This is a genomic window from Roseicyclus sp. (assembly GCF_052168335.1).
GTDB lineage: Bacteria > Pseudomonadota > Alphaproteobacteria > Rhodobacterales > Rhodobacteraceae > Roseibacterium.
On the sequence record NZ_JBQLZP010000614.1, the window covers coordinates 1 to 12605 of the forward strand.

The following is a 12605-nucleotide window of genomic DNA, read 5'->3' on the forward strand; positions in this document are numbered from 1 at the left end:
CCGCCAGCGGCGCGGAGGAAGCGCCGATCCGCACCGCGTCGCCGCCGACCCGCCCGACGGTCTGGAGCGTCACGCCCGCCTGACCGGCGGCGACCATCAGCGCGTCGGCCTTGTCGATGCTCGTGGCGATCAGGTAGCGGCCCTGATCCTCGCCGAAGAGCGTCGCGGTGTCGCCGCCCTCGAGCGTCACGCCGAGCCCGCCCGCCACCGCCATCTCGAAGGCGGCGAGCGCGAGGCCCCCGTCCGAGAGGTCCGTGCAGGCGTTGATCAGCGCCCGGTTGGCCAGCACGAACTCCCCGTTCCGCCGCTCGGCCTCGAGGTCCACCTGCGGCGCGTCGCCGTCCTCGCGGCGGAACACCTCCCAGAGGAGCGCGGATCGCCCCAGGTGCCCCTGCGTCTCGCCGAGGAGGAGCAGCACGTGCCCCTCGCGGATCGCGTTCGGGATCATCTCGTCGAGGCTCGCGAGCAGCCCCACGGCGCCGATGGTGGGCGTGGGCAGGATCGCCTGGCCGTCGGTCTCGTTGTAGAGCGAGACGTTGCCCGAGACGATCGGCATGTCGAGCGCGCGGCAGGCCTCGCCGATGCCGCGGATCGCGCCGACGAACTGGCCCATGATCTCGGGCTTTTCCGGATTGCCGAAGTTGAGGTTGTCGGTCGTGGCCAGCGGGCGCGCGCCCACGGCGACGAGGTTGCGGAAGGCCTCGGCCACCGCCTGGCGCCCGCCCTGGAGCGGGTTGGCCTTCACATAGCGCGGCGTCACGTCGGAGGTGAAGGCGAGCGCCTTGCCCGTCCCGTGGACCCGCACGACGCCCGCGCCCGCGCCCGGCGCGCGCACGGTGTCGGCCATCACCATGTGGTCGTACTGCTCGTAGATCCAGGCCCGCGAGCAGTAGTTGGGCGAGCCGATCAGGATGCGGAGCGCGTCCACCGGATCGACCTCGGGCACGGGCTCGAGGGCGGGGGGCTCGGGCGTCTCGATCCAGGGCCGGTCGTATTCCGGCGCCTCGGACGAGAGCTTGGACAGCGGCAGGTCCGCCACCGTTTCGTTTCCATGGACAATGATGAAGCGGTCCTCGGGGATCGTCTCGCCCACGATGGCGAAGTCGAGATCCCATTTCTCGAAGACCGCGCGCGCCGCGTCCTCCTTCTCGGGGCGGAGGACCATCAGCATCCGCTCCTGGCTCTCGCTCAGCATCATCTCGTAGGCGGTCATGTGCCGCTCGCGCTGGGGCACGTGGTCGAGGTTGAGCTGGATGCCGAGCCCGCCCTTGTCGCCCATCTCGACGGCCGAACAGGTCAGGCCCGCGGCCCCCATGTCCTGGATCGAGATGACGGCGCCCGTGGCCATAAGCTCGAGACAGGCCTCGAGCAGGCGCTTCTCGGTGAAGGGGTCGCCCACCTGCACGGTCGGGCGCTTCTCCTCGATCGTGTCGTCGAACTCGGCCGAGGCCATCGTCGCGCCGCCGACGCCGTCACGGCCCGTCTTCGCGCCGAGATAGACCACGGGCATCCCCATGCCCGAGGCGGCCGAGTAGAAGATGCCGTCCGTCTCCACGAGGCCGGCGGCGAAGGCGTTCACGAGGCAATTGCCGTTGTAGGCCGGGTGGAAGCGCGTCTCGCCGCCGATGATGGGCACGCCGAAGGCGTTGCCGTAGCTGCCGATCCCCTCCACCACGCCGTGGACGAGGCTGCGGGTCTTGGGGTGTTCCTTCTCGCCGAAGGAGAGCGCGTTCATCGCCGCGATGGGCCGCGCCCCCATGGTGAAGACGTCGCGCAGGATGCCGCCCACGCCCGTCGCCGCGCCCTGCTTCGGCTCGATGTAGGAGGGGTGGTTGTGGCTCTCCATCTTGAAGACCACGGCGAGCCCGTCGCCGATGTCCACGATGCCCGCGTTCTCGCCCGGCCCGCAGATCACCTGCGGCCCCTCGGTCGGCAGGGTGCGGAGCCATTTCTTCGAGGACTTGTAGGAACAATGCTCGTTCCACATGGCCGAGAAGATGCCGAGCTCGGTGAAGGTCGGCTCGCGCCCGATGATCTCGAGGATGCGCGCGTATTCGTCGGGCTTGAGGCCGTGCGCCTCGATCAGGTCCGGCGTGATGGCTGGCTCGGTCATTGTGTCCCCCGGCAGGTGCGGCCCCGTCTTAGGACAAGGCCGCGCGGGGGGGAAGGGGCGCGAGGCCGCGCGCGTCAGTCGCCCCAGGCCTCCGCGATGCGCGCAAGCTGCACCGGCGTCAGGTTCAGCGTGAGGGCGCCGTCGGCCTCGGTCCCCGGCGGCAGCGAGAGGAATAGCGCCTCGACACCCGGTGCGGCGGCCTCCTCGGCCAGTTCGATCACGAGGCGCAGCGATCCGTCGGCATCTTCGTAGACCGTTTCGACCTGCCCGAGCGGCGTCTCGCCGTCGGCGAAGCGCACGGGCTCACCGAGGAAGGGACTGTCCTCCGCTTCCTCGTACCCCTCGGGCGCGACCACCTCGCGGTCGCCCTCGCCGGGAAGGTCGAGGCCGAACACCTGCCGGTCGAGGAAAAGGTCCGCATCGCCCGCGAAGCCCACGTCGAGCGCGGCCGCGGGAAAGGCGATGAACAATGCCAGGGTGGCGATGGGCAGGGTCTTCATGGGTTCGGTCTCCCTTTCGGCGGTCGGGAGCGAAACGCCGGAGCGACCCTGCGCGTTCCCGCGCGCTCAGATCGGACACCGGAAGGTGATGCTCGTCGGCCGGTCGTATCCCGGATGCGCGCTGCGCCCGGTCTCGGCGAAGCCCATGGCGCGGAAGGCCGCGTGATTGCCCGTCAGTTCCACCCGGCTTTGCAGCTCCAGCGCGCGGAGGCCGAGCGACGTGGCGCGCGCAGCCGCCGCCTCCACCAGCCGCCGCGCGAGGCCCTTGCCCCGCATCGCCCCGGCCACGGCGAGCTTGCCGATGTAGTAGACATCTCCTTTCGGCGTCCCGAAGAGGCAGGCGACGGGGCCCGAGGCGTCGCGGATGAGCAGGAGATCCTCGGCACCAACCTTGTCGGTCAGGTCCTCCAGCGTCAGCCGCGTCATGGAGGAGGGCGGGTCGATCACCCCGTCCATGTAGGCGAAGGCCTCGGACAGAAGCCGATGGAGCGAGTCGAAATCGGCGAAATCCGCCGGGTTTGTTTCGACCTTGGAAACCATCAAGCGCCCCGTTCAACCAAAAAAAAGGCCGAGACGAGTCTCGGCCGAAGTCCAACAGGGAGGTAATGAAGCTGCGGTTGCCCGCGCTGCTTCATTGATGCTGAATTAGGCGGCACACGGCGAACGATCAAGGCGAAACCCGCCGCGCTGCCGCATTCCCGATATGCCTGTGGCGCATAGCACACATTGTAAGACAGGTCCGGCGCGCCTCAGGACACCCCTTCGGCGGCCGTTTCCTTCTGCCGGCGGCGGTAGGCGATGACCTCCTCGGTGACGAATTCGCGGAAGGCCTCGACCCGCTTGGACTGCCGCAACTCCTCCGGGTAGGCGAGGAAGACCGGCACCTCGTTCGACTGCACGTCGGGCAGGACGCGCACGAGATCGGGGAAGTCCTGCGTGAGGTAATCGGGCAGGACGCCGATGCCGAGATCGTGGATCACGCCCTGGAGCACGCCGAAATAGTTGTTCACCGTCAGATGGCTGCCGATGTCGTAGCTCATCAGTTCCCGCACCAGGATCGCGCCCGCCGAGACCTGCGCCGAGTTCGCGTTCTGGCTGATCAGCCGGTGCCGCGACAGGTCGTCGAGGCCCGTGGGCGTGCCGTTGGCGGCGAGGTAGCGGGGCGAGGCGTAGAGGCGCATGTTGATCGACATGAGCCGCCGCCGGATCAGGTCGGCCTGGGACGGCTCCTTCATGCGGATCGCCACGTCGGCCTCGCGCATCGGCAGGTCGAGCAGCCGCTCCTCGAGCATGAGGTCGATCTTGAGGTCGGGATACTTCTCGTAGAGCGCGGGCAGGCGCGGCGCGAGCCAGAGCGAGCCGAAGCCGATCGTCGTCGTCACCCGCAATTCGCCGAAGACCTCCTCCTCCGAATCGCGGATGCGCGCGGCGGCGGCCTCGAGGCGTTTCGACATGTGCTTGGTCGCGTCGAACAGAAGCTCGCCCTGTTCCGTCAGGATCAGCCCCCGCCCGTGGCGGTGGAAAAGGGTCGTGTTCAGGTTCTCCTCGAGCGCGCGAATCTGCCGGCTGACCGCAGACTGGCTGAGGTGCAGCGTGTCGCCGGCATGCGTCAGGCTGCCGGCGTCGGCGACCGCATGGAATATGCGCAGCTTGTCCCAGTCCACTCGTCCGACTCCCCTCGGCCCGGCGCCGCACGGCCCCAAAGCGCTTGCAAACGCAATACAGGGACTTCGTGCATTTTCAACCATCGCGAACACGCGTCACGCGAAAACTGTTTTCAGGTCAGCAAATTTGACCTATATTGGAGAAGACAGCGCGAACCATTCGGCAGGGAGGTGCCACATGGGTGTGCAGAAGGTCTCGTTCGCGGACCGTTTCGACCTCGAGAAATCCCCGGTGCTGCTGAACGGCACGCAGGCGCTCGTGCGGCTCATGCTGATGCAGAAGGCGCGCGACCGCGCCGCCGGGCTGAACACGGCGGGCCTCGTCACGGGCTACCGCGGCTCGCCGCTCGGGGCCGTCGACCTGCAGATGGCGCGCGCGAAGAAGCATCTCGAGGCCTCCGACATCCTCTTCCAGCCGGGCCTGAACGAGGATCTCGCGGCCACCGCGCTCTGGGGCAGCCAGCAAGCGGAACTCCGCGGCGAAGGCAGGTTCGACGGGGTCTTCGGCCTCTGGTACGGCAAGGGGCCGGGCGTCGACCGCTCGGGCGACGTGCTGCGCCACGTCAACATGGCCGGCACCTCCAAGCATGGCGGCGTCCTCGTCGCGATGGGCGACGACCACACCGGCGAAAGCTCGACCGTCTGCCACCAGTCCGACTGGGCGCTCGTCGACGTGCACATGCCCGTCCTCAGTCCCGCGGGCGTGCAGGAGATCCTCGACTACGGGCTCTACGGCTACGCGCTCAGCCGCTATGCCGGGGTCTGGGTCGGGCTCAAGACGATGAAGGACACGGTCGAGGCCACCGCCGTCGTGGACGGGCGGCCCGACCGGATGTCCTTCGTCATGCCGGATTTCCCGATCCCCGAGGGCGGGTTCAACATCCGGCTCGGCGACCACTGGATCGCGCAGGAGGAGCGCCTTCTCGGCCACAAGCGCTTCGCGGCGGAGGCCTTCGCGCACGCGAACGGCATCGACCGGCGTATGCACGGGAAGCCCGGCGCCAAGATCGGCTTCGTCGCGGCGGGCAAGAACTGGCTCGACCTCGTCTCGGCGCTCGCGACGCTCGGCATCGACGGGGCGGAGGCCGAGCGCCTCGGCATCACCACCTACAAGGTCGGGCAGACATGGCCGCTCGACATGAAGGGTTTCCACGACTGGGCCGAGGGGCTGGACCTCATCGTCGTCGTGGAGGAGAAGCGCAAGCTGATCGAGGTGCAGGTCAAGGAGGCGATCTTCGACGACCGCCGCGGCCGCCGCGTCTACGGCTACCGCAAGGGCGGGAACGGCGAGGTCCTGTTCCCCACGCACTTCGCGCTCGACCCCGCCGACATCGCCCGCAAGCTCGGACAGATTCTTGTAGAAGAAGGCCGCGATACCGACCGCATCCGCGCGGGCATCGCGCGGGTGGAGGAGGCGATGCGCGCCGACAACGCGCCCGACCTCGCCACGCGGACGCCGTGGTTCTGCTCGGGCTGCCCGCACAACACCTCGACCAGGGTGCCCGAGGATGCGCGGGCGGGCGCGGGCATCGGCTGCCACTTCATGGCCAAGTGGATGGACCGCAACACCGAGGCCTATACCCACATGGGCGGCGAGGGCGCGAACTGGATCGGCGAGGCGCCGTTCTCGACCCGCGCGCACGTGTTCCAGAACCTCGGCGAGGGGACCTACAACCATTCCGGCATCCTCGCGATCCGGGCGGCGCTCGCCGCAGGCACGAACATCACCTACAAGATCCTCTTCAACGACGCGGTCGCCATGACCGGCGGCCAGCACAACGAGGGCGACCTCGACCCGGCCCGCATCGCCCGCGAGCTGCAGGCCATGGGCGTCGCGAACATCGCGCTGATCTACGACCCGAAGGAGGAGATCGACTGGGCGCGTTACCCCTCGGGCCTCGAACGGCACGAGCGCGACGCGCTGATGAGCGTGCAGGAGCGCTACCAGACGCTGCCCGGCGTCTCGGCCATCATCTACGTGCAGACCTGCGCCGCCGAGAAGCGCCGCCGCCGCAAGCGCGGCACCTTTCCCGACCCCGACCGGCGCGTCTTCATCAACACCGATGTCTGCGAGGGCTGCGGCGATTGCGGGGTGCAGTCGAACTGCGTCTCGATCGTGCCGGTTGATACGGAACTCGGCCGCAAGCGCGCCATCGACCAGTCCTCCTGCAACAAGGATTTCTCCTGCCTCAAGGGCTTCTGCCCCAGCTTCGTGACGCTGGAAGGCGCCTCGATCCGCAAGCAGGCGACGGCCGAGGTTGACCTCTCGGGCCTGCCCGATCCGGTCCTGCCGGCGATCGAGGGGACGCACAACATCCTCGTGACCGGCGTGGGCGGCACCGGCGTCGTGACCATCGGCGCGGTCATGGCGCAGGCGGCGCAGATCGACGGCAAGGGCGTCGGCATGATCGAGATGGCGGGTCTCGCGCAGAAGGGCGGCGCGGTCTGGATCCACCTGCGCCTCGGCAACCGGCCCGAGGACATCGGCGCGATCCGCGTGGGCCTCGGCGAGGCGGACGCGGTGATCGGCGGCGACCTCGTGGTGACGGGCGGGGCGAAGACGCTGGGCCTGATGCGGACGGGGCGCACGGGGGCTGCCGTCAACAGCCACGAGATCGTCACGGGCGCCTTCACGAAGGACACCGAGTTCCGCATTCCCGGCAAGGATCTCGAGGTCGCGCTGCAGGCCCGCCTGCGGGAGCGGCTCGCGCTCTTCGATGCGACGGAACTCGCACGCATCCTGCTGGGCGATTCGATCTACTCGAACATGATGGTCTTCGGCGCGGCCTGGCAGATGGGCCTCGTGCCCCTGAGCCACGAGGCGATCGGGATGGCGATCGAGCTGAACGGCGCGGCGGTCGAGCGCAACGCGCAGGCCTTCGAGATGGGCCGCTGGGCGGTGGTGAACCCCGAGGCCGCGCTGCGCCTGACCCGCGCGCAGGTGGTGGAGCTGCCGAAGAGCCTCGAGGAGAAGATCGCCTTTCGCGAGACGCATCTCGTGGCCTACCAGGGGCGGCGGCTGGCCAGGCGCTACCGCAGGATGGTCGACGGCATCGCCGATCCGCGTCTGCGGGAGGCGGTCGCGAAGGGCTACCACAAGGTCCTCGCCTACAAGGACGAGTTCGAGGTCGCGCGCCTCCACCTCGACACCGAGCGCAAGGCGCGGGAGAGCTTCGAGGGCGACTTCCGCATGACATTCCACCTCGCCCCGCCGCTCCTGCCGGGGAAGGACGGGGCGGGCCGGCCGAAAAAGCGGGAATTCGGGCCCTGGATGATGCGCGCCTACCCGGTTCTGGCGCGGATGAAGGCGCTGCGCGGCACGCCGCTCAACCCCTTCGGCCATACCGCCGAACGGCGGATGGAGCGGGCGCTGATCCGGCAGTACGAGGCCGACATGGCGGAGTTCCTGCCCAAGGCGGGGTCGGCCACGATGGACGCGCTCGTGGCGCTGGCCGAACTGCCGCTGTCGATCCGGGGCTTCGGGCCGGTGAAGGAGCGGAACGCGGAGAAGGCCGCGCGCCAGCGCGAGGACCTCGTGGCGCTGCTGCGCGCGGGCGGGGCGCCGCTCGCGCAGGCGGCGGAGTGAGACCGCGTTCCGCGGGGCATCGAGCCCCGCGGAACGCGCGCCTTCGGCGGTGCGTATTTGTGGGAAAGATGAAGGGGCGGGGGACGCGTCCGGGTCCGGGGTGGCGCGCTACTCGTCGGGGCGGATGAGGCCGAGGCCGCGCAGGTAGATGCCGATCCCGGCCTCGAGCAGGTCCTCGGGCGAGAAGGGCGTGTTGGCCCCGGGGCGCCCGCGCGCGAAGAGCTCGACGACGCCGTGGCTCATGGCCCAGACATGGGCGGAGAACATCGAGGGGGGCGGGCGCTTGCCCTCGGGGATGTGCTGCGACAGCGCCTCGGCGGCGCGTTCGAGCACGGCGCGCGACTTGGCGGCGGCGGCGGCGAGTTCGGGCGAGGCATTGGCGGAGGTGCCGCTCTCGAACATCGCCATGTAGTGGCCCGGGTGCTTGCGCGCGAAGGCGAGATAGGCGCGGCCCGTCGCCTCGAAGGCGGCGAGGGCGGAGGGTTTGCCGCCGTCGAAGGCATAGGCCATGAGATCGGCGAAGATCTCGTGGCCCTGGCGGGCGCATTCCGCGATCAGGTCCTCGCGGCCCTCGAAATGGCGGTAGACGGCGGCGGGCGTGACGCCCGCGTTCTTCGCGGCCTCCGACAGCGTGAAGCCGGTCGGCCCCTTCTCCTCGATGAGGCCGAGGGCGGCCTCGACGAGGGCCTGCCGGAGGTTGCCGTGGTGGTAGCCGCGCTTGCTCATCGCGTCAGTGGCCGGGGACCGAATGGTCGACCCAGATCTCGGGCCCGCCGCAGATGAGCGGGTCGGGGCGGCCGACGACCTTGTCCTTCCGTCCGGCGTAGTCGGCGCCGGAGAGGATGGCGCGGATCACGGCGAGGCGGGCGCGGCGCTTGTCGTCGGCGCGGATCACCGTCCAGGGCGCATGCGCGGTGTGGCCGAGCGAGAGCGTCTCGGCGATGGCGTCGGAATAGGCGTCCCATTTCGCGAGGCCGTCCACGTCGATCCGGCTGAGTTTCCACTGCTTGAGCGGGTCGCGCTCGCGGTCGAGGAAGCGGCGGAGCTGCTCGGCCCGGCCGATGTTGAGCCAGATCTTCGTGAGGCTGATCCCGTCGCCGACGACCATCTGCTCGAAGTCGGGCAGCTGGCGGAAGAAGGCCTGCCGCTCCTCTTGGGTGCAGAAGCCGAAGACGTGCTCGACCACGCCGCGATTGTACCACGACCGGTCGAAGAGGCGGATCTCGCCCTTCGCGGGCAGGTGGTGGACGTAGCGCTGGAAATACCACTGGCCCGCCTCGCGCTCGGAGGGTTTCTGCAGCGCCACGACGCCGGCGATGCGGGGGTTCAGGTTCTCGCGCACGCGCTTGATCGCGCCGCCCTTGCCGGCGGCGTCGCGCCCCTCGAAGACGATGGCGATGCGCTGGCCGGTGTCGCGGACCCAGGCGTGGAACTTCACCAGCTCGATCTGGAGGGCCTCGAGCTGCTCCTCGTAGTCGTCCTTGTCCATGCGCCTGTCGTAGGGGTAGCTCGGGTCGAGGACGACCTCGTCCTCCGCCTTGCGGATCGCCTCGCGGACGGGTTCGGGGGCGCTCTCCTCGAAGTAGCGCGTGATGGCGCCGTCGAAGGGCTTGTCGAGGGTCTTGTCGGACATCGGGCTACCGCTCCCGGTCATGTTGCAGGCGTTGACATTAGGCGCCGGGCACGGTGCGCGCAATGAGCGGCCGTCAGGGCAGGAGACCGGCGCGGCGCGCGGCGCGGTCGATGGCGGCGTCGGTGGCGTGCGGGTCGGCATGGTGCGGCATGTGGCCGACGCCCTCGAGGATCGTGAGATTGGCGCCGGGCACCTGCCGCGAGAGGGGGCGGGAATGCACCTCCAGCGGAACCGTCGTGTCGGCGTCGCCGTGGACGATCTCGACGGGGAGGTCGATCTCGCCGTAGCGGGGCACCTGCGCCTCGATCTGCGCGAGCAGGCGCGCGCGGTGGAGCGCGTTCGCCCGCATCGACACGCGCCGCAGCGTCAGGCCCGCGCCGATGTGGCGGTGATAGCCCGGCGGTGTCGTCTGGGGCAGGAAGACCGCGTCGATCTGTTCGTCGACCACCCGGTCCGGCACCCAGGCGGTGATGAGGGGCACCACGAAAGCCTGGCCGAGCGGGTGGGAGAGGACCGTGTAATAGGCGCCGAGCCCCGTCTCCCACGGGTTCGAGGCCGCCGCCGACAGCACCAGCGCCGAGAGCGCGTCGGGCCGGTGGACCGCCCAGGCCAGCGCCACCGCGCCGCCGTAGGAATGGCCGAAGACGATGGGCCGCGTCGCGCCGAGCTCGGCCGCCGCGCGCGCGAGGAACTCGGCCTGCTGCGCGATCGTGGCGCCATCCGGGTCGATCCGGTCGGTATAGCCGAGGCCTGGGCGGTCGAAGGCGATGACGCGGTAGCGCGTCGCGAGGCGGTCTATCATCGCGTGGCTGAAGTCGCGCGTGTTGCCGCTCGCGCCGTGGATCAGGACGAGGTCGGGGCCCTGGCCCCGCATCACGTAATGCAGGCGGTGGCCGTCGATGGTGAGGAATGCGCCCTCGGGCGGCCATGTCGCCACGGCGAGCCGCTCGTGGCGCCCGGCCTTCCAGAGCGTGATCCCGGCGAGGAGAAGCGCCGCGAGGAGGAGGACGAGGAGGAGCTTCACGGCTCGGCCCGGAGGTCCGTGCTGCGCTGACCGATCTCCGCCATGTCGAAGGGCGTCGTCAGATAGACCTCGGACACCCAGTTCCCGTAGAGGAGATGGGCATGGCTGCGCCAGCGGTTCTGCGGCTTGCGCGCGGGATCGTCGCCGGGGAAGTAGTTGACGGGCATGCGGATCTCGGCGCCCTCGACCTGCGCCGAGGTGAGGTCGCGGCGGTATTCCTCGTCGAGCGTGCCGCTGTCGTATTCGAGGTGGTTGAAGATGTAGAGCGCGCGGTGCGCGGGGTCCTCGACCAGCGCCGGCCCGACCTCGTCCGAGTGCAGCAGGATCGGCAGGCCCGCGGCCTCGATCTCGTCGCGGCGCATCTCGGTCCAGCGGCTGACGGGCATGACCATGTCGTCGGAAAAACCCCTGAGATAAGGACGTTCCGGGGCGAGGTTCATGTGACGGTAACAGCCGAAGAGCTTCTCCGTCAGGAGGTGCTTCTTCACGCCGTGGAAGTGGTGGATCATCGCCATCCCGCCCCAGCAGACGCCGAAGGTGGAATGCACGTTGGTCTGCGTCCAGTCGAAGACGCGGGTGAGCTCGTCCCAGTAGGTCACCTCCTCGAACTCGAGGTGCTCGATGGGCGCGCCGGTGATGATGAGGCCGTCGAACTTCTCGCCGCTCGCCTCCACGTCGCGGAAGGGGCGGTAGAATTCCTCCATGTGGTCCGAGGCGGTGTTGCGGCTCTCGTGGTCGCTCATGCGGATCAGCGACAGCTCGACCTGGAGCGGCGTCGCACCGATCAGGCGGGCGAACTGCGTCTCGGTCTGGATCTTCTTCGGCATGAGGTTGAGCAGGCCGATGCGCAAGGGTCTTATGTCCTGCCGGTCGGCCGCGCTCCGCCCCATGACCATGACGCCCTCGTTCCGGAGGATCGAGAAGGCGGGCAGGGTGGAGGGCAGGCGGATCGGCATTGACGGAACACTCCGGGCGCGTCGGAAGGGGGTTAACTAGGCGGCGCGGGGCCGCCTGCCAAGGGCGGCGGCGACCATGGCGGCCGCGTCCTGCGCGTCGCGCACGGCCTCGACCTCGGCCGCGGTGACGCTGACGCCCCAGTTCCGCGCCATCGCGGCATAGAGCGGCGCGCGGTGCGCCAGCGCCCGGGAATAGGCGAAGCGCACGAAGTCGTCGGGATCGACCGCCTCGGGCGCGAGGCCGCGTTCGGCGAGATACCCCTCCCAGAGCGGCAGGAGGAAGTCGGGGCGGTAGTACATGGGTTTCGGCGCGCGCTCGAAGCGGCGGACGAGCTCGGCCGCGTGTTCCTCCGTGCCCTCGATCCAGACGAGGAGCGTGTGGGCCGCGAGCGTGCGCAGCACCTCGTCCTCGGGGTTCGCGGGGTCCACCACCTCGCAGATCGAGCCGCCGGTATCGACGATCACGTGCGGATAGCCGTAGAGGTCCCGCGCCCGCGCGATGAAGGACGGCGTGTCGAGGAGCGCGTTGATCTCCGCCCGCCGGTGCAGGTTCTGCCGGCGCATGTATTCCTCGAAGGGCAGCCCGCCCTTGCCCGGATCGCCCGGCTTGCCGAGGAAGGTCGAGAGCGGCGCGAGGTTCCCGAAGGTGATGTTCGAGCCGATGTAGATCGAATCCGACCGCAGGAGGTCCGCGAGGAAGGGCACCTGCATCGCCTGCCGCTTGAGGTTGTCGGTGATGTGCTCGCCCATGTAGGCGGTGCCGATGCGGTAGTCGATCGAGTAGTGGAACCAGTCGCCCTGGTCGCGCATGAGGCTCGCCAGCCGCGTCTTGCCGAGGCCGGACATCCCGAAGACCGACAGCCGCTTCTCGGGCGCGGAGAGCCAGGCGTCGGGCGTGTCGTAGAGGAGGGGCATGGCCGGGGTCCGCGCTGTTGGGCCCACGCGTCATAGCGCAGTGGCGGGCGGGGAAAAAGACCGTCTCAGTCCGGGGCGGGCCGCGCCTTGCGCAGGAACCCCGCCAGCGCCTCGAGCGCGGCCCGGATCGGCGGATCGTGGCGCGCGTCCTGGTGGCAGACGAGCCATTCCTCGGTGCGCAGGTGCGCGATCGGGTCGGAGAGGCGGACGAGGC

At 69.6% G+C, this 12605-nt stretch carries 10 protein-coding genes; 1 reads left to right on the forward strand and 9 read right to left on the reverse strand.

Features of this window, described 5'->3' with window-relative positions; translation table 11 throughout:
- The 4 genes from purL to ACTS11_RS18850 all read right to left on the reverse strand — a co-directional run.
- Nucleotides 1-2113, reverse strand: a 2113-nt coding sequence (purL, locus tag ACTS11_RS18835) for a phosphoribosylformylglycinamidine synthase subunit PurL (RefSeq protein WP_442641825.1), incomplete at its 3' end; no start/stop codon positions are given.
- A 74-nt stretch (nt 2114-2187) separates the two neighbouring features.
- Nucleotides 2188-2613, reverse strand: coding sequence for a hypothetical protein (locus ACTS11_RS18840; RefSeq protein WP_442641826.1), 426 nt, complete (start codon nt 2611-2613; stop codon nt 2188-2190).
- 66 nt (nt 2614-2679) lie between these two features.
- A complete protein-coding gene (locus tag ACTS11_RS18845; protein ID WP_442641827.1) occupies nt 2680-3153 on the reverse strand; it encodes a GNAT family N-acetyltransferase in 474 nt (157 codons plus the stop codon).
- Nucleotides 3154-3362: 209 nt separating this feature from the next.
- Nucleotides 3363-4277, reverse strand: a complete 915-nt coding sequence (locus ACTS11_RS18850) for a LysR family transcriptional regulator (RefSeq protein ID WP_442641828.1) — start codon at nt 4275-4277, stop codon at nt 3363-3365.
- Nucleotides 4278-4455: 178 nt separating this feature from the next.
- On the opposite strand from ACTS11_RS18850, the gene ACTS11_RS18855 reads away from it, so the two are divergent.
- Nucleotides 4456-7863: an indolepyruvate ferredoxin oxidoreductase family protein gene (locus ACTS11_RS18855; RefSeq protein ID WP_442641829.1), complete on the forward strand. Its 3408-nt coding sequence runs from the start codon at nt 4456-4458 to the stop codon at nt 7861-7863.
- A gap of 108 nt (nt 7864-7971) precedes the next feature.
- On the opposite strand, the gene ACTS11_RS18860 is transcribed toward ACTS11_RS18855, so the two are convergent.
- The 5 genes from ACTS11_RS18860 to ACTS11_RS18880 form a co-directional block, all read right to left on the reverse strand.
- On the reverse strand, nt 7972-8589 hold the full coding sequence (locus ACTS11_RS18860) for a TetR/AcrR family transcriptional regulator (RefSeq protein WP_442641830.1): 618 nt from the start codon (nt 8587-8589) through the stop codon (nt 7972-7974).
- Between the two features lie 4 nt (nt 8590-8593).
- Nucleotides 8594-9496 (reverse strand): polyphosphate kinase 2, encoded by a 903-nt coding sequence (gene ppk2, locus ACTS11_RS18865; protein WP_442641831.1) that lies wholly within the window; start codon nt 9494-9496, stop codon nt 8594-8596.
- A 73-nt stretch (nt 9497-9569) separates the two neighbouring features.
- Entirely contained in the window at nt 9570-10520 is a 951-nt protein-coding gene (locus ACTS11_RS18870) for an alpha/beta fold hydrolase (RefSeq protein ID WP_442641832.1), read from the reverse strand.
- Nucleotides 10517-11476 (reverse strand): homoserine O-succinyltransferase, encoded by a 960-nt coding sequence (locus tag ACTS11_RS18875; RefSeq protein WP_442641833.1) that lies wholly within the window; start codon nt 11474-11476, stop codon nt 10517-10519. The genes ACTS11_RS18870 and ACTS11_RS18875 overlap by 4 nt, the downstream gene beginning before the upstream one ends.
- 36 nt (nt 11477-11512) lie before the next feature.
- On the reverse strand, nt 11513-12391 hold the full coding sequence (locus ACTS11_RS18880) for an ATPase (RefSeq protein ID WP_442641834.1): 879 nt from the start codon (nt 12389-12391) through the stop codon (nt 11513-11515).
- Nucleotides 12392-12605: the final 214 nt, after the last annotated feature.